Here is a 20,580-nt window from a genome sequence, read left to right on the forward strand (position 1 = left end):
CCGGACATGAAATTGAGTCCCACTGCAAAAAAACCCTGGCACGACCAGGTTCATCCGTCCGCCACGCCCGCCCAGAAACACTGGCTGCACCGCCCCGGCGCCCTGACCGCCGGCCTGCGGCGCCTGGGCCAGGTGCGCCTGGACGTGGTGCGCGAGTACGCCTGCCGCCTGGACGCCCAGGAAGCCGCGCTGATTGAAAGGCCGCGCGGCACGCTCGCCTGGATACGCGAAGTCTCCATGTCCATCGACGGCGTGCGCTGCGTGATCGCCCGCAGCTTCACGCCCCTGGCCGCCTCGCACGGCGTCTGGCAGGGCATACGGCGCCTGCGCAGCCGCCCCCTGGCCGACATGCTCTACAACGACGCCCAGATACAACGGTCCGCCTTCCTGAGCTGCCGCCTGAATCGCGCCGTCCCGTTTTTCCGCACCATCGAACGCGCCCTGGACGGCTCGGGGGAGCCCGTGCCGCAGGCCCGGCAGTTGCTGGCGCGCTGCTCCGTATTCTGGCGCCACGGCCAGCCCCTGCTGGTGGCCGAATGCTTCATGCCCGCGTTCTGGACGCCTGGCTCCACGCTTGCCTAATTTCCAATTATCATTAGCTAATAATTTCAACTTATGTAGAGAGCCCATCGCCATGCCCACCATCCCAGACAACGGCCGCCGCAATGCCTTCATCCTGTCCGGCATGCAGGCGCTGGGAGGCGCCAACCCGGCGCTGGTCGTGGCCCTGAGCAGCCTGGTGGGCCAGCAGATGGCCAGCCGCAGCGACCTGGCGACCCTGCCCGTGGGCATCTTCAATCTGGGACTGGCGGCGGGCATCCTGCCGGCGGCCTACCTGATGCGCCGCCTGGGCCGCCAGGGCGGCTACCTCATTGGCGCCCTGCTGGGCGTGGGCGCCGGCCTGCTGGCCTCCGCAGGCATCTACGCAGGTTCCTTCGCCCTGTTCTGCCTGGGCACGCTGCTGGCCGGACTGTACGCCTCCTATGTACAGAGCTACCGCTTCGCGGCCGCCGACAACGCCTCCGAAGCCTTCCGGCCCAAAGCCATCTCCTGGGTCATGGCCGGCGGCCTGCTCGGCGCGGTGATCGCCACCCAGACCATCGTGCACACCCAGGACATCTGGCCGCAGCACCCGTTCGCCGCGGCCTTCCTGGCGCAAGCCGCGCTGGCGGCGCTGGTCCTGCCTTTTGCGGCCGCCCTGCGCCTGGGACGCGGCGCCGCCCAGGCGGGAGCGACTCCCTATACCGGGCGCCCCTTGCGCGAGATCGCCGCCAACAGCCGCTTCATCATCGCCGTGCTGGCGGGCGTGGCCTCCTACGGACTGATGAACTTCCTGATGACGGCCTCGCCGCTGGCCATGATAGGCTGCGGCCACAGCCTGAACGATTCGACGCTGGGCATACAGTGGCACATCCTGGCCATGTTCGGGCCGAGCTTTTTCACTGGCGGCCTGATCAAGCGCTTCGGCAAGATCCCGGTCACCTTCGTGGGCGTGCTGCTGCTGGGACTGGCCAGCGTGGTCGCGCTGACGGGCATCAGCGTGTCGCACTTCTGGTTCAGCCTGGTGCTGCTGGGCCTGGGCTGGAATTTCGGCTTCATCGGCGCCACCAATATGGTGCTGGACTGCTACCGCCCGGAAGAACGCAGCCGCGTGCAGGCCCTGAACGATTTCATCATCTTCACCTGCGTGGCGCTGTCCTCGTTCACATCCGGCCGCGTGCTCGCCAACTATGGCTGGGAGGGCGTCAACACCTGGACCCTGCCCATTTCCGGCATGGTGATGCTGGCCCTGGCCTGGCTGTGGCTGCAGGACAGGCGCGGACTGCGCGAGGCGCAGGCCTGAAGGCGGCCGTCCGCGGGCGCGGACTCGAAAAGAAACCGCGTGCAGGCCCGCGGTTCACACGCCCCTTACAGCATGGGCAGATAGACGGGCTCGGGGCCCTGGGCGAAGTACCGGTCCAGTTCGTCTAGATGTTCGGCACTGAGCGTCAGGTCGCCGGCGGCGGCGTTTTCCTGGGTATGCTCCGCCGTGGAGGACTTGGGGATGACGAACACATCGCGCTTGCGCAGCAGGAAAGCCAGGGCCACCTGACGCGGCGTGGCGCCATAGGCGCTGCCGATTTCCTCCAGCAAGGCGCCGCCTTCGGAGTCCGGATCGGGGAAATCGTCGTGCCCGAAGGGACTATAGGCCACCACGCGCACCCCGTGCTCATGGCACCAAGGCAGTACGGAATGCTCGATGGCGCGCTCGTTCAGATGATAAAGCACCTGATTGCAGGCGATGCGGTCCGGCCCGACGATGTCGTAGGCCTCCTGCAGCCATTGCGCGTCAAAATTGCTGACGCCCCATTGCAGTATCTTGCCGTCGCGGCGCAACTGCTCGAAGGCGGCGAAGGTTTCCTCCAGGGGCACGCGACCGGGCCAGTGCAGCAGGTACATGTCCAGCCTATCCGTGCCCAGGCGCTTCAGGCTGGCTTCGCAGGCCTTGATGACACCCTGGCGCGAGGCGTTGTACGGCAGCACCTTGGACACCAGGAAGGCTTGGTCGCGGCGGCCGCGCAAGGCCTGCCCGATCAGGGTTTCGGCGTCGCCGTCGCCATACATCTCCGCGGTGTCGATGTGATTCATGCCGGCGTCCAGACCGGCTCGGAATGCGGCGATGGCCTGGTTCCAGTCGCCCGCGTCCACATACCAGCTGCCCTGGCCCACGCGCGAGACGCGCGCTGCCGTACCCATGGTTTCGTACTGCATGGAAATCTCCTTGTCTGCCACCCGGCCCGAAGGCGCGTGGTCAGAGCGCGTCGCGCCCGCTTTCGCCGGTACGGATGCGAATGGCCTGCTCCACCGGCGTGACGAAGATCTTGCCATCGCCGATCTTGCCGGTGTGCGCGGCCTTGATGATGGCGTCGATGACCGCCTCGCAGCGCTCGGCCGCCACCACGATGTCCACGCGGATCTTGGGCAGGAAATCCACCACGTACTCGGCGCCGCGGTAAAGTTCGGTATGACCCTTCTGGCGGCCGAAACCCTTGACCTCGGTGACGGTCAGCCCGTTGACGTCCAGTTCGGCCAGGGCTTCGCGGACTTCGTCCAGCTTGAAAGGCTTGATGATGGCGGTGATTTGTTTCATGGTTGTGCGTGCTTCATGATTTGAAAGAATCGCTTTGCCCCAGGGCGGGCCTGTGGCTTTCCGCCGCCAGGCTGAGTCCCAGGCTGAGGTCGCGCCCGGTGGGCGACTGGAACAGCCGCAGGCCCATTTCCGGCAGGATGGACAGGAAGTGATCGAAGATATCGCCCTGGATGCGCTCGTGGTCCACCCAGGCCGTCTTGCTGGTGAAGCAATAGACTTCCACCGGAATGCCGTCGGCTGTGGGCTCCATCATGCGCACCATCTGAATCATATCCTGATGCACCTCCGGATGCCGCTTGATGTAGGCCATGCAGTAGGCCCGGAATGTACCCAGATTGGTCAGTCGCCGGTAATTGACCGCATCCATGCCGGCGCGCCCCAGCTCCTGGTTGGACGCCTCGATTTCACGCTGCTTTTGCTCCAGGTAGTCGCGCAGGAGCGCGAAGCGGGACAGGTTGCCGACCTCTTCGGGGGTCAGGAAGCGCACGCTGGAGGCATCGATGCTGAGGGTGCGCTTGATGCGCCGCCCGCCCGATTCGAACATCTGCCGCCAATTGCGATAGCTTTCGGAAAACAGCTTGTAGGTGGGAATGGTGGTGACGGTCTTGTCCCAGTTCTGCACCTTGACCGTATGCAGGGCGATGTCGATGACGAAGCCGTCGGCATTGGCCTGCTTCATCTCGATCCAGTCGCCGATGCGCAGCATATCGTTGGAACTCATCTGCGTGCTGGCCACCAGCGAGAGCAGCGTGTCCTTGAACACCAGCAGCAGCACCGCCGACAGCGCGCCCAGGCCCGAGAGCAGCAGTACCGGCGACTGGTCCAGCAAAATGGAGGTCATGACGATGAAGCCGATGGCCCAGACCCCGATCTTGGCCACTTCGATATAGCCTTTGATGGACTTGGTGCGCCCCCGGCTGGAATTGGCATAGACATCCTGCCAGGCGCCCAGCAGGCTGACGATGGCCATGATGACGAACACGCAGAACGCCATCAGGAACAGGCGCGCGACCGGCTGCAGGATGGCCGGCGACAGGGGCAGCAGCGCCAGGTTCGAGGCCACCACCAGCAGGGGCACGGCGTAGCCGACATGGCGCACGAAACGGCGCTTGACCAGCGCGCGGGCCCATTCGTCCTTGCCCGCCACCTTCAGGATACGGCGCACCAGGCTGGAGAGCACGCTGGACGTGATCCAGCTCGCGAACCACACCAGCAGCGCCAGCATGCCGATGCCCGCCAGCACCTGCACCCATAGTTCCTGCGGCAGATAGCCCTCGATCCGTTGCCATCCCAGCAAATCGGCCAGGGCGCGCTCGTGCTCCATGTCGGTTCCCCGTCCGGCCGGTCGCAAAAATGCGCCGGCTCGGTTTCCTAGACTGTCAAAACTCTCTAATATACTGCACAGCGCCTGCGCGCAGTGGGCGGCAACGCCCTGCTGCCCCGCCCGATTCACTATAATTGCTCCTTATGTCTACGAACAAACCCAACTCCCATCACGACCAGTTCGCCAACAAGGCCCAGGCCTGGTCGGCCCGATTCTCCGAACCCGTCTCCGATCTGGTCAAGCGCTACACCGCTTCCGTGGACTTCGACAAGCGCATGGCGCGCTTCGACATCCAGGGCTCGCTGGCCCACGCCAGCATGCTGGCCGCCGTGGGCGTCATCAGCGCGCAGGACAAGGCGAACATCGAACGCGGCATGGCCCGGATACTGGACGAGATCGAGCAGGGCCAATTCCAGTGGCTGCTGGACCTGGAGGACGTGCACCTGAACATCGAGAAGCGGCTGGTGGAGCTGATCGGCGACGCGGGCAAGCGTCTGCACACGGGCCGCTCGCGCAACGACCAGGTGGCCACCGACATCCGCCTGTGGCTGCGCAATGAAATCGATATCGCCGTGGACCTGCTGGCCCAGATGCAGCGCAAGCTGGCCGAGCTGGCCCTGGCCCAGGCCGATACCATTCTGCCCGGCTTCACCCACCTGCAGGTGGCCCAGCCGGTCACCTTCGGCCATCACCTGCTGGCCTACGCCGAAATGTTTCGCCGCGACGCCGAACGCCTGCAGGACTGCCGCAGGCGCGTCAACCGCCTGCCCCTGGGCGCGGCCGCGCTGGCCGGCACCAGCTACCCGATCGACCGCGAGATGGTCGCCGGCCTGCTGGGCTTCGATGAAGTCTGCCGCAACTCGCTGGACGCCGTCTCGGACCGTGACTTCGCCATCGAGTTCTGCGCCGCCGCCGCCCTGATCATGACGCACATCTCGCGCTTCTCCGAAGAACTGGTGCTGTGGATGAGCCCGCGCGTGGGCTTCATCGACCTGGCCGACCGCTTCTGCACGGGCAGCTCCATCATGCCCCAGAAGAAAAACCCCGACGTGCCCGAGCTGGCCCGCGGCAAGACCGGCCGCGTCAACGGCCATCTGATCGCCCTGCTGACTCTGATGAAAGGCCAGCCCCTGGCCTACAACAAGGACAACCAGGAAGACAAGGAAGGCCTGTTCGACTCCGCCGACACCATCCGCGACACCCTGACCATCTTCGTGGATCTGATCTCCGGCATCAAGGTCAAGCCCGAGGCCATGCGCGCGGCCGCGCTGCAGGGCTTTGCCACCGCCACCGACCTGGCCGACTACCTGGTCAAGAAAGGTCTGCCTTTCCGCGACGCCCACGAAACCGTGGCGCTGGCCGTGCGCCACTGCGAAGAGCGCGGCTGCGACCTGGCCGACCTGTCCCTGGAGCAATTGCGAAGCTTCGACGAGCGCATCGAATCCGACATCTTCCAGGTGCTGACCCTGGAAGGTTCGGTTGCCTCGCGCAAGCACATCGGCGGCACCGCCCCCGAACGCGTGCGCATCGAAGCCCAGCTCATCCTGGACCGCATACCCGGCTGATGCGGCCTGCGCCGCACCACATGCCCGAACAGGCCGGCCCCCGCCGGCCTGTTTCTTTTTCACAAGCCGCCGGTTGACGCCGCCTTCTCCAGCTCTTACGCTTTATTCAGGTTCTCGGCCGGCGGCCCGCATCAAGCGCGTTACCGAAGCCTCTTAGCCCGCTGTCTTCACCAAACGGGAACTCAATGAAAGTACACTGCCAGGCTGATGCTCATCAACAATGCATGCGCCTTGTTTTCATTGTATCCCCACAAGGCATTCAGACCGCCACTGAATGGCGTCTCTTCCCCCCGCCGCGGCACTAAAGCCTGCAACATCCGCAATTGATCTGCAGGCAGGCGCTCGATGTGGACGGCCACCGCGGCGGCGTCATCGGCCGCCAAGGGCACCTCACCACCCATCGCGAGCTCATTCACCTCCCCAGCCAGCTTGAACAACTCCGCTTCCAGCTTCTGCGGATCCACCGGACTGGCCTGCAGCAACTCGACGATGCGCTCGATCGGGGTCGGATTGTTCCGCCGGCTCACGGCCTTGGCGATCAGCTCCAGTTCCCGGGCCGCCTGGCCATGCAGCTCGGTCGGCATCTGACGCCATACGGTTTCACGGCTGCGCTCGCTGCTTAATATTCCCTTGTTCAGCGCAGCGATATCGTCATCATTCAATTTGCTCAGATGGATATCCAGGCATGCCCTCCTCAGCTCCGTTTTTTCGAAAGCGCTGTTCGGCGACTGGATCAGCTGCTTCAACGCTTCCGTGGCTCCAGCTTCGTCGCGCGGGTCGACGAACTGCCCCGTGGCTGCGTCCGTCTTGGCCATCAGGCTGTCCAAGAGGTTGGCGGTGCGCCGGCTATGGATTCGGGCTTCGCTCCGCTCCAGCGCTGCGGAAAACTGATTGATGAAGGCCCCCCACAATTTGGCGGTGAACTGTTTCCTCAAGTCAGGCGGCACGTTGCGCAAGGACAAATCTGCGGATCTGTCCAGGACCCTCAGCCCGCTGTCGCTTAATGGCTTGGCGTGAACCCGCGGCACCAAAGCCTGCAGCAGATGCAACTGGTCCGCAGCCAGACGCCCGATGTAAATATCCAGCGCAGCAGCACTGCTGCCCACAGGGATTCCCCTGCTGTCGGAGGTCAGCTTATTCAATTCACCCGCCAGCTTGAACAGCGCCGCTTTCAATTTGTGCTTATTTACCGGGCGGGCATGCAACAGCTCGACGATCCGCTCCAGAGGCGGTCGGTTAAAACGCCGGCTCACGGCTTTGGCGATCTGGTCCAACTCCTCATCCGCCAGGTCATGCAAAGCAGAGGGCACCTGATGCAGCAGGTCCGCACGCGCACGCGGGTTACCGAGCACTCCCTCGTGCAGCGCAGCGAGATCTTCATCGCTCAATTCTCTCAGGTAGATATCCAGACAATGCTTTTTCATCGCTGGCTTGTCCAAGGCTCCCTTGGGCAAGTCGATCAGTTGCTTCAAGGCCTCGATGATTCCGGACTTGTCACAGTCCCTCGCCAGCACCCGTGTTCTCTTGTCCACCTTGGCCGTCAGGCTGCCCAGCAAATTACCTATGCATCGGCTGCAGGCACGAACCTCATTCCAACCTTTGCGCTGCGCCCGCGCCTCAGGAGGTTCGGAGATGAAGTAGCTTTTTAGATTCGCCCATTGATAGGCCAGTGTCCTGCGTATCTCCGACCAGGCCACGCCGGCACGGCTGGCTCGCACCGTACCTCCCTGCTTTGCAGTGTAGGCGAGGTTGCCTACAGTTCCCAGAGCACAAGAACCCAGATGCTTGCGGGCCAGATGCGGCTGCTCTCCCATCAGGTCGAGAACACCGGAAACATTCACGCCCGAAGCGACGGCTGCAATATTAGTCATGATCATCTACCTCGAAAATGGCGGTTTCCGCCCGCTACTTCTGGTGCGCGGCCCGCTTGTGAATCTCGTCCATGAGCAGCACCTGGACGCTGTCCAGCATGGCGAGAGCCTGATGCTGCGCACCACCAACGCCCTGCGCCAGAACATGTTTAGCCGCGCTCACGGCTTCGGATCTCAGTGAATGCCTCAGCACCATCAATTCATTCCTGGACAAGGCCTGAAAATAGCGCTCGAGCATGTTCGTATCGTTGGGGATCATCATCAATTGCGCGCGCAGCTTGCGATAATCCACACGAGGAGCAGCCAGCAGATCAGCAACCCGCTGCATGGGCCGATGCACCGCATGTCGCGCCAGCCGCTGATTGACAGCCTCCGCCACGTCATTCAGCACCCGGGACGCCCGCATGCGCAAAGGATCATCCTGGTGAATTGAGATCTTGTCCAAGACATCCCGGCAAGCTGCCTCGTCGCTCAATATCCCATGGCGCAAAGCCATGAGATCAAATTCTTTCAGTTCGCTCAGATAGGTGTCCAGGCAGTACGTCGCCCCCTTCAGCGAGTGCAAGCCGCCGCTTGGCGGCACGCTCAGATCTTTCAGTGCCTGGGCGACCCTGATGTGATCCTTGGCATTGATGATCGGCGCGGAGCGGTCCACCACAGCCGTCAGACTGCCCAGAAAATTGCCGATGCGATGGCTGTTCATGCGGACGGCGGCCAGTTCCGCGCGTCGCGCCCGCGCTTCAGGAGGATTGTTGGTAAAGCAAGATGTCAGATAAGCCCACCTGTCGGCCAGAGAATGACCTGTCTCCGATAAAAACACACGGATACGGCTGGCGCGAGCCGTAACGCCTTCCACTGCCGTGAACCGCAGGTTGCCGACGACCCCGAAAGCGCATGCCGCTAGATCCTTGCGCTTCAGCGCCGGCAAAGGCTCCTGCTGAATGTCCGGATGACCAGACGAGCCAGACAGGCCAACATCGAGAAAGCCGGGGCTGACAGATACCGGTGGCGCGGACTGGGGTCTTTGCAGCCCCATGCGGATGCTATCGAGCATACGGCAGGCATAACCGCATTTGCGCGCGGGATCCTGCTCTTTCTCCAGGGGTGTTTCTCTCTGCACCAGGCTCGCTAGCTGCCGCTTCAGCTCTGGAGGCAAAAGGCGGAGGTAGATGTCCAAGGAAGCATCACGGCTCCACATTGACCGCCCCGTCCTGCTGAATTCGAACTGCCCCAGGCCTCTGGCCAATCCGACCAGCGTTTCCCGCAACGCCTTTCCATCCATTGGGTCGGCGGATAACAGCCCGGCCAACCGGACGAATGGTTTTTGCACGACTTTTTGGGTGAAGCGCTGATTCACGGCCAGGGCAATGCGATCCAACTCCTCGGACGCCTGATAAAACAGGAATTCCGGCACTTGACGCAGCACAGATGCCCGGCAATGCCGTCTATTCAATACGCCGCTGTACAGCGCGATGAGATCCGCATCGCTCAATTTTTTTAAGTGGGCACGCAGGCAAATCTTCTTTGCCCCCAACGGATCGAGTCTGCTTCCCGACAGCAGACTCAACTGCACCAGACTACGAACAATCCTGGTCTGGTCATGTGGATGGGCCAACTGGCGCATCCGACTGTCTACCTTGACTGTCAAACTGCCCAGCAGATTGCCGATACAGCCATCGAACGGGCTGGCCTCAGCCAGAATTGCCCGCTGCCTGCGCACCTGCCAGTGTGCGGAGATGAAGCAGGATTTGAAATCGGTCCATTTGTCGGCCAAAGTCCGATAGATTCCCGACCATGCAATCTCGGCGCGGGTGGCGCGTGCAGTACCGCCCGCCTCCGGAGTGTATTGCAGATTGCCGTTGACTCCCAGAGGATAAGACCCTAAGCCTGTTCCGGCCGGCTGGGGCTGCGCATCCACCATGTTGAAGAAATTCGAGATCCTCACGCTGGAGGCTGGACTGGTCATGATCAACTACCTTGAAAAACGTCGGAATCCGCCTGTCGCTACTGCCTGAAATGGCTTAGGGGACTTCATGATTGAGTAACCAATGGACACCTCGCGTTCCTTCAATCGCAACGCCCAGTGTGCCGCCAGGCCCACTATGTCAGTAGCGAGCGGGTCGAAATTGCTGTTGGCTACACCAGGAGCGCTAAGCGCTCCCGTCGTTGGGTGAAGTCAGTACGTTTCAGGTTCCAATTCCAATCCAAAACGGCGCAGGCTCGAAGCGGCGCCGCCCAGATTGGCGCGAACGTCATCATCCAGTTTGCTCAGGGAATGCCCGTTGAGCGGGCCCACCGGATTGTTCAAATCGTCCCGAAACAGGGCCATGCATTCCTGGATCAGGCGCCGCACCGCTTTAACGTGACTGCGAGATAAGATCTCGCAGACCTGCCACGTGTCCTCCACCGCCAGACTCAACCTGTATAGAGCGCCGGAAACGAGGATCCCATTTCCTGCGCTCAAGGCATGGGACAGCGCTCGTTCCGAAATGTACAGCCCTTGCGGAACCCGCCTATTAAACTCATAGTCCAAATCTATACTAAAAGAATGCAGTACTGAGAGAGACATATCTCGATAAGCATCGTCGATCTGCGCCAGGGCATGTTCAATGGAGTCCAAGTTTTCGGGTCGGAACACGCTCAGCAGCGCAACAAACTCGTCCATGTGCAAGGACTTGAAATAATCCCGCAGCTCGCCCGAATTGTAGGGAATCACCAACAGATAATTGCGCAAGGCACGTCCATCGACCGGGTTAGCCGCCAGCATATCGATAACCGCAGACAAAGGCTTGTGTATGGCGTAGTGCGCAAAGCGCTGCTTCACGGCACGGGCGACATTCTTCAGCACCCGAGACGCCTGCGTGTACAAAATGTCGCCTGGGCGAGCCGAAATGCGGCTCAGAACATGTTCACAGTATTTCTGGTCGCTCAACACCCCGTAGCGCAAAGCAACAAGATCGGACTCTGTTAATTCGTGCAGGTATGTATCCAGGCAATACTTCGCTCCCTTTAGCGAATCAAGATCACCACGCGACGGCAAAGTCAGCGCCATCAGCTCTCGGGCGATTCGAACGCGGTCCCTGCCGTTGACGACCTGCGCCGTCTCGTTCACCTTCGCTGTCAAGCTGCCCAGCAAATTACCGATAAGACGGCTGTTGCCGCGCACCTCAAGCATGACCTCACGCCGCGCCCGCGCAGGCGCCGACTCCACGTTGGCGTAAGAGGTCATATCAGCCCATTTATCAGCCACCGACCGGCATGCATCCGACAGCAACATGGCGGCGTAATGAGCGCGCGGCGTGCCCCCATTGCGGACAGAGTAACTTAGGTTGCCTATCGTTCCCAGCGCGCAGGGTTCCAGGTCTTTCCGCTGTATCAGGTACCCCTGCCGATCATCGATAACTTGCTCTATGTAAGCGGAGCGCTCTGAGCCCAAAGAATCAGGGACGGGAAAATCTGCAACTTTCATAATTAATTTCCTGAAAATCATCCAGCCTGCACACCAAAGCCAAGGCTGGCTTCAACCTGTTGCTCGAGCGTTAACGTCATGCCCAGAGTCCGATGCTGATTCACGACTTTTCAGTTCAATCTGCCAGTCTGGCCTCGCCCCTCTGTTCCAGAACGGATGAAATGGCTCTGGCAAGGCTCCTGATCATGGCCGCAGCGATTTCTATTTCACGTCTGCAATAACGCATGTCGAGAATGGTGATCAATAACACAGGATGCGGCCGCAGAAACCAAGATGCTTGGGAGCTCGATACAGGGCCCATTAATGTCCGCAACTGCTCCGAAGGCAAATGCTGGACATAAGACCTCAGCGAGTAAGAGTCTCTCGCCGTCTCAGCCGTCCCTTCGCCTGTATACTGGCTCACGATCTTGTTCAGGACGAGCAGCTGTTTCCTCGCCCCAAACTGATCCATTGGCGAGCAATTCAACAGTTTGAGAAGCTGTTCAAGCGGCTCCTGGACCACTTTTAGTGTGAACTTCTGCTTTACGGCCACGCCGATCCGATTCAACTCGTCGGACGCCTGTGCAAACAACTCGGACGGCACCTGGCGCAGGACGGCCGCGCGGGCGTGATTGCAAGCCAACACTCCGTTGTGCAAGGCAATGAGATCCACAACCTTCAATTCATCGAGATATGTTTCCAGGCAGTTTCTTTTCCTCACCGAATCGTCCAGGTTGCCCCCAGGCTGCCGGATCAGTTCCAAGAGCGCGCTGCCGATCCTAGGCTGGCTCAGGGAATCGGTAAAACGTTCCGTGTTTCTATCCACCTTGGCCGTGAGACTGCCCAGCAGCTCACCCATGCACTGGCTGTAGACACGAATTTCACGAAGGCTCTCACGCCGTGCCCGCGCGTCCTCAGACTCCATGAAGGCGCAACATTGCATATCAGCCCACTTATCGGACAAGGACTGACATGCATCCGACAACAGCACGGCGGCATAATAGGCACGGGGCGTTCCTCCTTCCCGCGCCGTGAAATGCAGATTGCCAACGGTACCAAGAGGATACGGCGCCAGGTCCTGCCGGCGTAGCGCGGGCCTATTCATCTGCTCAGTTAAGATGGACATGCTCACGTAGGAGCCGCTGAAGGTTAGACCAGTCATAATCCTCTTCTTCAAAAAAATGAGGCCCGGATAGTAGAACTAGGCTCAGAAATGCGGACGGCTCCGGCCAAGGCAACATCCACAGCGCTGTAATGGCGCAATTGCGGTTAACCTATGCCTTGGTAACCGATCTTTACCTCAAGTTCCTCGATCGCGCCCTGTCTCGGCAGCCTGCCCTGGCCGCCTGAAGAGCCATTGCTGCAGCAGAATTCATGAGCGGCCAATCATCTCAACCAAGCTCTATACATCAGCTTTTAATTTGTAATTATTATTTACCCTCAATACGCTTGCGGCTCCAGCTCCAACCCAAAGTTGCGCAAACCCCGAGCAGCATCACCCAGCTTCGCGCGGATGCTATCGTCCAATCCGCCAAGTGAGTGCCCATTCAGCGGACCATGCGGATTGTTCCGCTGGTCCCGGAACAGGTCCATGCTTTCCCGGACCTGCCGTCTCATATTCATGTTCATAGGGTCAGGCAACACACTGTAGATCCGACAGGCGTCTTCTACCGCGGCACTCAGATAGCGCAAAGCATCGGCCACGGCAAGCCTGTTGCCTGTCCCCAGAGCCGAGTTCAGATTGCCATATCCAAACACCAGATTACGCGGGGCCCGTGTCAGAAAGAACTCGAGGCCCAATTCTATGCAGGCCAGGTTTAGCGTCAGGACGGACTCCGCCTGCCAGGGATCGTTGACCTGCGCCAGAGCCTGGAGGGCCGCATTCAGATTGTCGGACCGCAATGCGCTCGCCAACGCCGCGAACTCGCCGGTCGATAAGGTCCTCAAATATTCCTTCAGCATGGTTCTGAAGCTGGAAAGCGGCAACAACTGCGCATGCAGCTCGTCTCCATTCACTGGCCGGGCATTCAACAGATCAATAACCTGCAACATAGGCCCATGCACAGCACGCCGGACCATTTGCTTACTCAAGGCCTGTGCAATATTTTCCAGCACTCGCGACGCCCGCGCGCGCAGCGGATCATCGGGACGAATCGAGATGCTATCCAGGATGTATGTGCGGCATGGTCCGTCGAGCAGCACCACGTCTCGCAGAGCATCAAAATCAGATTCGTTTAATTCATCCAGGTAAGTATCCAGACAGTACCTCGCCCCCTTCAATGAATACAGATCTCCTGTCGGCGGCACGTTCAGCTCAATCAACGCTCGGACCATTCTGTCTAGGTCCTTCTCAGCAATACCCGCGCCCACTAAATCCACCTTGGCCGTCAGGCTGCCCAGCAAATTGCCGATACGGCGGCTGTTGGCATGAACTTCCATCAAGGCTTCACGCCGCGCTCGCGCACTCGCGGGCTCCCTGATGACGTGAGATTTCAAGTCCGCCCACTTCATGGCCAATAAGCGGCAGGTATCCGATAACAGCACAGCGGCGCGGCGGGCACGGGGCGTGCCCCCTTGCCTTGTCGTAAAGCTCAGATTACCGTTGATTCCCAGTGGACACGGCGCCAGATCCTGCCGACCTAGCGTAGGCTCGGGCATCGGATTGACAAGGATGGAGGCGGCCACGGCGGAGCCACCGAGGGTCGGACCAGTCATGATGTTCTTCAAAAAGGTGAGAACCGGGCGCAAAAACCACGTTCAGAAACGCGGGCAGCTCGGCCACAGCGACAAGCACCACGCCATATCGGTACAGTTGCCGTCACCGCGAATTTTGGTAACCAGCGTACGTCTCACGTTCCATGGCACGCAACGCCTCCGGCTCAACCATGCGAGAGACCAGCGAACCTGAATTGCTTTGAGAGAATCGCCGATTCTTGCAGGGCGAGCTCAGACCGAGCACATTGCCGGACAAGTGCGCGTCAATGTCACGACAGACAGGGATCAGGCGCGGCAAGATCGGCTGTTGCTTGATGAGGTGAGCAGCGGCAAAGACGGATGCATCCGGGGCCTGGAACTGCGTCTGGCGCCGGATGCACTGCACCGGTATGGCTTTGACTTGGCCCACGCTGAAAAGTCAGGGCAGAGGCGAAATCGATCGCTCCGGAGCGGTCCGACCGGCGCTGCCGATCGGACCTTATGATTCCGTAACTTCTAATTGTCGTCCGACGCGCGCAGGCCCCCGCCCTCGCAGCCAGCGATGTAATTTTATTATTTGATGAACACCGCGATCGATTCCACGTGCGCAGTATGGGGAAACATGTTGACCACGCCGGCTGACTGCAACGTGTAGCCGCCTTCGTTGACCAGGACGCCGGCGTCGCGAGCCAGGGTGCCCGGGCTGCAGGACACATAGACCAGGCGCTCGGGGCGTTCTTCGGGGGCCAGCTGGGTCAGCGCGGTGGCCACGGCCATGGCGCCGTCGCGCGGCGGGTCGATCAGGATGCGGTCGAAGCGGCCCAGGTCGCGCAGCCATTTGACATCCACCTCGAACAGGTTCAGGGTGGCGAAGCGGGCCTTGTCCTGCAGGCCGTGCGCCAGGGCGGCCTCGCCGGCGCGCTGGGTCAGGGTGGCGCTGCCTTCGATGCCGACCACTTCCGCGGCGCGGCGCGCCAGCGGCAGGCTGAAGTTGCCCAAGCCGCAGAACAGGTCGGCCACGCGGTGATGCGGCTGCACATCCAGCAGGGACAGCGCGCGCGAGATCAGGCTGCGGTTGATGGCATGGTTGACCTGGGTGAAGTCCGTGGGGCGGAACGGCATGCGCAAGTCGAATTCGGGCAAGGCGTAGGCCAGCTTGCCGGCGTCGTCGCGCTCCAGCGGGTGCACGGTCTCTGGGCCTTTGGGCTGCAGCCACCAGCTGATGTCATGCTCTTTGGCAAAATCACGCAGACGGGCAATGTCGTCCGCCGTCAGCGGCTCCATGTGGCGCAGCGTCAGCACGGTGACCTGGTCGCCCATGGCCAGCTCGATCTGCGGCAGCCGGTCGGGGCGCGACAGGCCCGCCAGACAGGTGCGCAGCGGCCCCAGCAGGGCCGACACCTTGGCGGGCAGCACGCGGCATTCGGTCATGTCCACCACGTAGCGGCCGTTCTTCTCGCGAAAGCCGACCAGCACCCCGCCCTTCTTGGGCACGAAACGGGTGGAGAAGCGCGCCCGATAGCGATAGCCCCAATAGGGGCCGTGCAGAGCCGGCAGGACTTGGCTGGGTCTGACCTTGCCGATATGCGCCAGGGAGTCTTCCAGCACGCGCTGCTTGATCGCAACCTGGGCTGCCGGCTCCAGGTGCTGCATGGCGCAGCCCCCGCAATTGCCGAAGTTCGGACAGGGCGGCTCGGCGCGCTGGGAGGAGCGCTGCACCAGTTCGGTCATGCGCGCCTTGTCGTAGGAATCCTTGGAGCGCACGGTTTCGGCGCGCACGCGCTCGCCGGGCAGAGCCCCTTCCACGAACACCACTTTGCCGTCCTTGTGGGCCACGCCGCGCCCTTCCAGATCCAGCGATTCGATCAACAACACATCAGACATACGATAAAAATCCAGATAAGCGCCCGGCCCGCGGAAGATTGCGCGCTCGCTCGACGAAATGCAGGCAAATAAGCAATTTTACAATGAGGCCGCACGGAGAACGAAAAAAACGCACGCCCTCCGGCAAACGAGTCCGGGCTGCAAGCCATGCTCCTGCGCGGCGCAGGCCCGACGCTCCGGAAAAGGCGCTTGCAGCCTCGGGAGCGACGCGCCGGCATGAAAAAAGCGGCCCGAAGGCCGCTTTGTCATCCACGCTGCCGCGCCGATCAGCGGGCCGGCAGATAGGACATGGGATTGACCGGCGTGCCCGAGCGACGAATCTCGAAGTGCAAGCGCGGCGAAGTCGTGTCGGACTGGCCCAGGTCGGCGATGCGCTGGCCCTTCTTGACCTGCTGGCCAGTCTTCACGTGCAGCGTGTTGTTGTGCGCGTACGCGGTGATGAAACCATTGCTGTGACCCAGCAGCACCATGGAGCCCAGGCCGCGCACGCCGTTGCCGGCATACATGACCTTGCCGTCAGCGGCGGCGACCACGGGGTCGCCCACCTTGCCTTCGATGTCGATGCCCTTGGTGGAGGCGTTGAAGCCCTGAATGATCTTGCCGGTGGCAGGCCAGCCCCAGGAGACCAGGGAGGCGTCGCTGGCGCGGGGCGCGGAAGCGGGGGTCTCGGTCTTGATGGGCGTGGCCGGGCTGACAGGCGAAGTCTGGGACGAGCCCGAGGAGGACGGCGGCGCGGCCGCCACGGACGTATTGCCGTCCAGGCGCAGGACCTGGCCCACGCGCAGCATGGACGGGTCGGAGATCTGGTTCAGGCTGATCAGCGTGCCGACCTCCATGCCATGGGCTTGGGCGATCTTGTACAGCGTGTCGCCGGGCCGCACCACATAAGTGCCCGAGGCCGTGCTGACGGCGCCGGAGGAGGCCGACGAGGAGCTCATGTCAGTGACGGGCGCGCGGGCCGAACGGCTCCCGCAGCCCGCCAACAGGGTACTGGCGACCACAGCCACCACCAGGCAATGACGTGGCTTCAAGGACCACAGAATGTTGGTGGGAGCAGCGGTTAACGGTAACCTGACTGCATGCTGCATATGAATCTCCTGAGAATGTCTTACTAAATCTGGGTTCCGGACCGCATCGGCACGAAGCGGACCGCTTCAAGTTCTTCGCGACGCCAGCCGGCCTGTCCGGTGCGCTCCACCAGGACCAGGCGCTGCTGCGTCGTGCCTTCGGGGGCGATCAATCGCCCGCCGACGGCCAATTGCTCCAGCAAGGTTCGGGGAATGACCGGACCGGCTGCCGCCACAACGATAGCATCATAGGGAGCGGCGGCGACGTAACCTTGCATTCCGTCACCAAACAGCACCCGAACGCGTTGCGACAGGCCTAATTGCCTCATGCGGTCGCGAGCCGCCTCGTACAGCCCCTTGATGCGCTCGATGGCGTAAACTTCTTTGACCAATTGTGCCAAAACTGCAGCCTGATAACCACATCCGGCGCCAACTTCAAGTACTTTGTTAGGTATTTTCTGGTCGCACACCAGGGAGATCATGTGCGCGACCACCCAGGGCTGGGATATGGTCTGGGCAAAGCCGATGGGCAGGGCGTCGTCCTCGTAGGCGCGGCTGGCCAGGCCTTCGTCGACGAACAGGTGGCGGGGCACGGCCTGCATGGCGGCCAGCACGCGTTCGTCCACGATGCCCTGCCTGCGCAGGCGCTCGACCATCATGCCACGCGAGCGTTCCGAGTTCAAACCAAGATTGACACTTGTTGACACTTGCTGTGACACCGCCCCGGCCGGCGCGGGCTGCAGCTGGCCGCGCTGCACGATGCGCGTGTTGCTGTTGCTGGCGGACAGCCCGCTGCCCAGCCGGGACTTGCCGAATCGATTCGTCGTGCCGTCGGCAAAAGGAAAACGGTTGACCGGCTTGCGCATGGCTACTCCGCCCAGGCCCGTATGCCGGCCAGTTGTTCGTAATTGGTCAGGTCCACGCGCAACGGCGTGACCGATACGGCCAGTTGCTCGACCGCGCCGAAATCCGTGTCGTCCGCGCTGTCGGACACCCGGCCGACCGGGCCTATCCAGTAGACCGGCTCGCCATAGGGCGTGCGGCTCTGGATGACGGGCTCGGAAGGATGACGCTTGCCCAGGCGCGTGACGCGCAGGCCCTTGAGCGCATCGTAAGGCACGGCCGGAATGTTGACGTTGAGCAGGGTGTTGGGCGCCAGGGGCTGGCGGCGGCAGCGTTCCACGACCTCGCGCGCGATGCGCGCGGCGCTGTCCAGATGGGGCCAGCCGCGCTCGATCAGCGAAAAAGCGATGGCGGGTATGCCGAACAGGTGCCCTTCCATGGCGGCCGCGACCGTGCCCGAATACAGCGTATCGTCGCCCATGTTGGCGCCATTATTGATGCCCGAGACCACCAGGTCGGGGCGGAAGTCCAGCAGCCCGGTCAGGGCAACGTGCACGCAGTCCGACGGTGTACCATTGACGTAATAGAAGCCATTGGCGGCCTGGCGCACCGACAGGGGGCGGTTCAGCGTCAAGGAGTTGCTGGCCCCGCTGCAATTGGTCTCGGGTGCAATGACGGTCAGTTCGCCCAGGCCCTGCAGGGCCTGATGCAGCGCCTCGATCCCGGCCGCATTGTAGCCATCATCATTGGACACCAGAATACGCATCGTTCACTTCCGTTAAAAATCTAACAGGGGTAGCGAATTGTACCCGCTGGTTTTGGTATTTTGCTGCAAGGCCGGTAGAATCCGCGCAACTATTATTGTGGAGCTCCGATCCCATGAATGCCCTTCCCTTCGCTGCGGCCGCCTTGCTCACGGCCCTGGTTTCCTACCTGCTGGGCTCACTGCCCTTTGCCGTGATCGTCAGCAAGATCATGGGCTTGCAGGACCCGCGCACCTTTGGCTCCAAGAACCCGGGCGCCACCAACGTGTTGCGCACCGGAAACAGGAAGGCCGCCGTTCTGACCTTGCTGGGCGATGCGTTCAAAGGCTGGCTGGCGGTGTTCCTGACCCAGCAGGCCATCGCCGCCTGGGGCTGGGCGCCGGCGCTGGCCGCCATCAGCGCCCTGTTCGCCTTCCTGGGCCATCTGTTCCCGCTGTTCCTGGGCTTCAAGGGCGGCAAGGGCGTGGCCACCGCCATCGGCGTGATTCTGGCCCTGGAGCCCTGGCTGGCGCTGGCCACGCTGGCCACCTGGCTGATCATCGCCTGGGTCAGCCGGTACTCCTCGCTGGCCGCCATCGTCAGCGCCGTATTCGTGCCCTTCTATTACCTGCTGGGGGCCAAGGTGGCCTGGCCCATGAGCGGCGCGACCGCCGCCGCCCTGATCGCCATCGCCGCCCTGCTGCTGTGGCGCCACCAGGAAAACATCCGCCGCCTCATGACCGGCAAGGAAAGCAAGATCGGCGCCGGCCAGAAAAAATAAAGCCTAGGCTCCGGCCTGCGCCAGCGGCTCGTTGACGCTGGCCAGGTCCCAGCGCGGCCGGATCGCGAACCCGTGCTGCGACGCATCCAGTTCCGCCAGGCCATGCCGCAGCCGCATGGCCGCCGCAAACGCGATCATGGCGCCATTGTCGGTACAGAATTCCAGCGGCGGAAAGAAGACCTCGCCGCGCAGCTTGCGCATCGCCTGCTGCAGCTGGGCGCGCAGATGCCGGTTGGCGCCCACGCCGCCGGCCACCACCAGGCGCTTCAGCCCGCTTTGCTTCAAGGCCTTGACAGCCTTGGCCGCCAGCACGTCGACAATGGCGCTTTCCGTGGCGGCGGCCAGATCGGCGCGCTGCTGCGGCGACACACCGCCCTCTTCCTGTTCCAGTTTGCGCAGGCGCGTCAGCACCGCGGTCTTCAGGCCGCTGAAACTGAAATCCAGGTCCTTGCTGTGCAGCATGGGGCGGGGCAAATCGTACACCGTCGGGTCGCCCTGCTCGGCCAGACGCGACAGGGCCGGTCCGCCGGGATAGCCCAGCCCCATCAGCTTGGCGCTTTTGTCGAAGGCTTCGCCGGCCGCATCGTCCAGGGTCTCGCCCAGCAATTCGTACCGGCCCACGCCGTCCACCCGCATGATCTGCGTGTGGCCGCCCGACACCAGCAGCGCCACAAAAGGGAACTCAGGACGGGGCTCGGCCAGCAACGGCGAGAGCAGGTGCCCTTCCAGGTGATGCACCGCGATGGTGGGCTTGCCCAGCGACCAGGCTATGGCCTGCGCGACGCTGGCGCCTACCAGCAAGGCTCCGGCCAGCCCGGGACCGGCCGTATAGGCGATGGCGTCCACCTCGTCCAGCGCCAGGCCTGCTTGCGACAGCACCTGGCGGGTCAGGGGCAGCACGCGCCGGATGTGGTCGCGCGAAGCCAGCTCCGGCACGACGCCGCCGTAATCGCGGTGCATGGCGATCTGGCTGTGCAGGGCATGAGCCAACAGGCCCCGTTCCGTGCTGACCAGCGCCACGCCGGTCTCGTCGCAGGAACTTTCAAATCCAAGAATATTCATTCGATTATTTTACCCCGCCGCCATGGCGAGGTCGGCAAATTGTTGCCCGTGCGCCACCTCTTGCCAAGCTTCTCTTAAAGGTCCATTGTGCAGGCATAAAGAGTGCAACACAGTGTGTCCGTGACGGTTAAAATCCGTCATCCATCTTGGAGCCTGCACACGCTCCAA

At 62.2% G+C, this 20,580-nt stretch carries 16 protein-coding genes and 1 pseudogene; 4 read left to right on the top strand and 13 right to left on the bottom strand.

Features of this window, described 5'->3' with window-relative positions; translation table 11 throughout:
* Positions 1-6 precede the first annotated feature (6 nt).
* Positions 7-582 carry a chorismate--pyruvate lyase family protein gene (locus tag ACF3ND_RS09890; protein ID WP_394059965.1) on the top strand — a complete coding sequence of 192 codons (576 nt, stop codon included), beginning with the start codon at positions 7-9 and terminating at the stop codon, positions 580-582.
* Between the two features lie 52 nt (positions 583-634).
* Positions 635-1,843 (top strand): MFS transporter, encoded by a 1,209-nt coding sequence (locus ACF3ND_RS09895; protein ID WP_394059967.1) that lies wholly within the window; start codon positions 635-637, stop codon positions 1,841-1,843.
* A gap of 65 nt (positions 1,844-1,908) precedes the next feature.
* On the opposite strand, the gene ACF3ND_RS09900 is transcribed toward ACF3ND_RS09895, so the two are convergent.
* Genes ACF3ND_RS09900 through ACF3ND_RS09910 form a run of 3 tightly spaced genes read right to left on the bottom strand, consistent with a single transcriptional unit; the run spans position 1,909 to position 4,454 of the window.
* Entirely contained in the window at positions 1,909-2,751 is an 843-nt protein-coding gene (locus ACF3ND_RS09900) for an aldo/keto reductase (RefSeq protein WP_394059969.1), read from the bottom strand.
* Between the two features lie 40 nt (positions 2,752-2,791).
* The gene (locus ACF3ND_RS09905; RefSeq protein ID WP_394059971.1) at positions 2,792-3,130 is read right to left on the bottom strand and encodes a P-II family nitrogen regulator; all 339 of its coding nucleotides are present in this window, start codon (positions 3,128-3,130) and stop codon (positions 2,792-2,794) included.
* A 13-nt stretch (positions 3,131-3,143) separates the two neighbouring features.
* Entirely contained in the window at positions 3,144-4,454 is a 1,311-nt protein-coding gene (locus ACF3ND_RS09910) for a mechanosensitive ion channel family protein (protein WP_394059973.1), read from the bottom strand.
* Between the two features lie 143 nt (positions 4,455-4,597).
* Between ACF3ND_RS09910 and argH the strand changes: the two genes are divergently transcribed.
* Positions 4,598-6,019 (top strand): argininosuccinate lyase, encoded by a 1,422-nt coding sequence (gene argH, locus ACF3ND_RS09915; protein ID WP_394059975.1) that lies wholly within the window; start codon positions 4,598-4,600, stop codon positions 6,017-6,019.
* Between the two features lie 182 nt (positions 6,020-6,201).
* On the opposite strand, the gene ACF3ND_RS09920 is transcribed toward argH, so the two are convergent.
* The 9 genes and pseudogenes from ACF3ND_RS09920 to surE form a co-directional block, all read right to left on the bottom strand.
* The gene (locus ACF3ND_RS09920; RefSeq protein WP_394059977.1) at positions 6,202-7,890 is read right to left on the bottom strand and encodes a hypothetical protein; all 1,689 of its coding nucleotides are present in this window, start codon (positions 7,888-7,890) and stop codon (positions 6,202-6,204) included.
* 34 nt (positions 7,891-7,924) lie between these two features.
* A complete protein-coding gene (locus ACF3ND_RS09925; RefSeq protein WP_394059979.1) occupies positions 7,925-9,856 on the bottom strand; it encodes a hypothetical protein in 1,932 nt (643 codons plus the stop codon).
* A 210-nt stretch (positions 9,857-10,066) separates the two neighbouring features.
* The gene (locus ACF3ND_RS09930) at positions 10,067-11,359 is read right to left on the bottom strand and encodes a hypothetical protein (protein ID WP_394059981.1); all 1,293 of its coding nucleotides are present in this window, start codon (positions 11,357-11,359) and stop codon (positions 10,067-10,069) included.
* 115 nt (positions 11,360-11,474) lie between these two features.
* Positions 11,475-12,500 carry a hypothetical protein gene (locus ACF3ND_RS09935; RefSeq protein WP_394059983.1) on the bottom strand — a complete coding sequence of 342 codons (1,026 nt, stop codon included), beginning with the start codon at positions 12,498-12,500 and terminating at the stop codon, positions 11,475-11,477.
* A gap of 278 nt (positions 12,501-12,778) precedes the next feature.
* Positions 12,779-14,053, bottom strand: coding sequence for a hypothetical protein (locus ACF3ND_RS09940; protein ID WP_394059984.1), 1,275 nt, complete (start codon positions 14,051-14,053; stop codon positions 12,779-12,781).
* A gap of 561 nt (positions 14,054-14,614) precedes the next feature.
* Positions 14,615-15,916: pseudogene (gene rlmD / locus ACF3ND_RS09945) on the bottom strand (23S rRNA (uracil(1939)-C(5))-methyltransferase RlmD); the annotation flags it as partial.
* Positions 15,917-16,182: 266 nt separating this feature from the next.
* Complete coding sequence (locus ACF3ND_RS09950; RefSeq protein WP_394059986.1) at positions 16,183-17,004, bottom strand: peptidoglycan DD-metalloendopeptidase family protein; 822 nt, start codon at positions 17,002-17,004, stop codon at positions 16,183-16,185.
* A gap of 23 nt (positions 17,005-17,027) precedes the next feature.
* On the bottom strand, positions 17,028-17,849 hold the full coding sequence (locus ACF3ND_RS09955) for a protein-L-isoaspartate(D-aspartate) O-methyltransferase (RefSeq protein WP_394059988.1): 822 nt from the start codon (positions 17,847-17,849) through the stop codon (positions 17,028-17,030).
* Positions 17,850-17,851: 2 nt separating this feature from the next.
* Positions 17,852-18,592, bottom strand: a complete 741-nt coding sequence (surE, locus tag ACF3ND_RS09960; RefSeq protein ID WP_394059990.1) for a 5'/3'-nucleotidase SurE — start codon at positions 18,590-18,592, stop codon at positions 17,852-17,854.
* 113 nt (positions 18,593-18,705) lie between these two features.
* Between surE and plsY the strand changes: the two genes are divergently transcribed.
* The gene (plsY, locus tag ACF3ND_RS09965) at positions 18,706-19,350 is read left to right on the top strand and encodes a glycerol-3-phosphate 1-O-acyltransferase PlsY (protein WP_394059992.1); all 645 of its coding nucleotides are present in this window, start codon (positions 18,706-18,708) and stop codon (positions 19,348-19,350) included.
* Between the two features lie 3 nt (positions 19,351-19,353).
* Here plsY and tsaD read toward each other — a convergent pair whose 3' ends face one another.
* Positions 19,354-20,412 (bottom strand): tRNA (adenosine(37)-N6)-threonylcarbamoyltransferase complex transferase subunit TsaD, encoded by a 1,059-nt coding sequence (gene tsaD / locus ACF3ND_RS09970; RefSeq protein ID WP_394059994.1) that lies wholly within the window; start codon positions 20,410-20,412, stop codon positions 19,354-19,356.
* Positions 20,413-20,580 lie beyond the last annotated feature (168 nt).

It is taken from the genome of Alcaligenes sp. WGS1538 (assembly GCF_043187505.1).
Classification (GTDB): Bacteria; Pseudomonadota; Gammaproteobacteria; order Burkholderiales; family Burkholderiaceae_B; genus Alcaligenes.

Bases quoted from the DNA above. Each gene is read 5' to 3' on its own strand.
- ACF3ND_RS09890 (WP_394059965.1), top strand. From the start codon at position 7: ATGAAATTGAGTCCCACTGCAAAAAAACCCTGGCACGACCAGGTTCAT.
- ACF3ND_RS09895 (WP_394059967.1), top strand. From the start codon at position 635: ATGCCCACCATCCCAGACAACGGCCGCCGCAATGCCTTCATCCTGTCC.
- ACF3ND_RS09900 (WP_394059969.1), bottom strand. From the start codon at position 2,751: ATGCAGTACGAAACCATGGGTACGGCAGCGCGCGTCTCGCGCGTGGGC.
- ACF3ND_RS09905 (WP_394059971.1), bottom strand. From the start codon at position 3,130: ATGAAACAAATCACCGCCATCATCAAGCCTTTCAAGCTGGACGAAGTC.
- ACF3ND_RS09910 (WP_394059973.1), bottom strand. From the start codon at position 4,454: ATGGAGCACGAGCGCGCCCTGGCCGATTTGCTGGGATGGCAACGGATC.
- argH (WP_394059975.1), top strand. From the start codon at position 4,598: ATGTCTACGAACAAACCCAACTCCCATCACGACCAGTTCGCCAACAAG.
- ACF3ND_RS09920 (WP_394059977.1), bottom strand. From the start codon at position 7,890: ATGACTAATATTGCAGCCGTCGCTTCGGGCGTGAATGTTTCCGGTGTT.
- ACF3ND_RS09925 (WP_394059979.1), bottom strand. From the start codon at position 9,856: ATGACCAGTCCAGCCTCCAGCGTGAGGATCTCGAATTTCTTCAACATG.
- ACF3ND_RS09930 (WP_394059981.1), bottom strand. From the start codon at position 11,359: ATGAAAGTTGCAGATTTTCCCGTCCCTGATTCTTTGGGCTCAGAGCGC.
- ACF3ND_RS09935 (WP_394059983.1), bottom strand. From the start codon at position 12,500: ATGACTGGTCTAACCTTCAGCGGCTCCTACGTGAGCATGTCCATCTTA.
- ACF3ND_RS09940 (WP_394059984.1), bottom strand. From the start codon at position 14,053: ATGACTGGTCCGACCCTCGGTGGCTCCGCCGTGGCCGCCTCCATCCTT.
- ACF3ND_RS09950 (WP_394059986.1), bottom strand. From the start codon at position 17,004: ATGCAGCATGCAGTCAGGTTACCGTTAACCGCTGCTCCCACCAACATT.
- ACF3ND_RS09955 (WP_394059988.1), bottom strand. From the start codon at position 17,849: ATGCGCAAGCCGGTCAACCGTTTTCCTTTTGCCGACGGCACGACGAAT.
- surE (WP_394059990.1), bottom strand. From the start codon at position 18,592: ATGCGTATTCTGGTGTCCAATGATGATGGCTACAATGCGGCCGGGATC.
- plsY (WP_394059992.1), top strand. From the start codon at position 18,706: ATGAATGCCCTTCCCTTCGCTGCGGCCGCCTTGCTCACGGCCCTGGTT.
- tsaD (WP_394059994.1), bottom strand. From the start codon at position 20,412: ATGAATATTCTTGGATTTGAAAGTTCCTGCGACGAGACCGGCGTGGCG.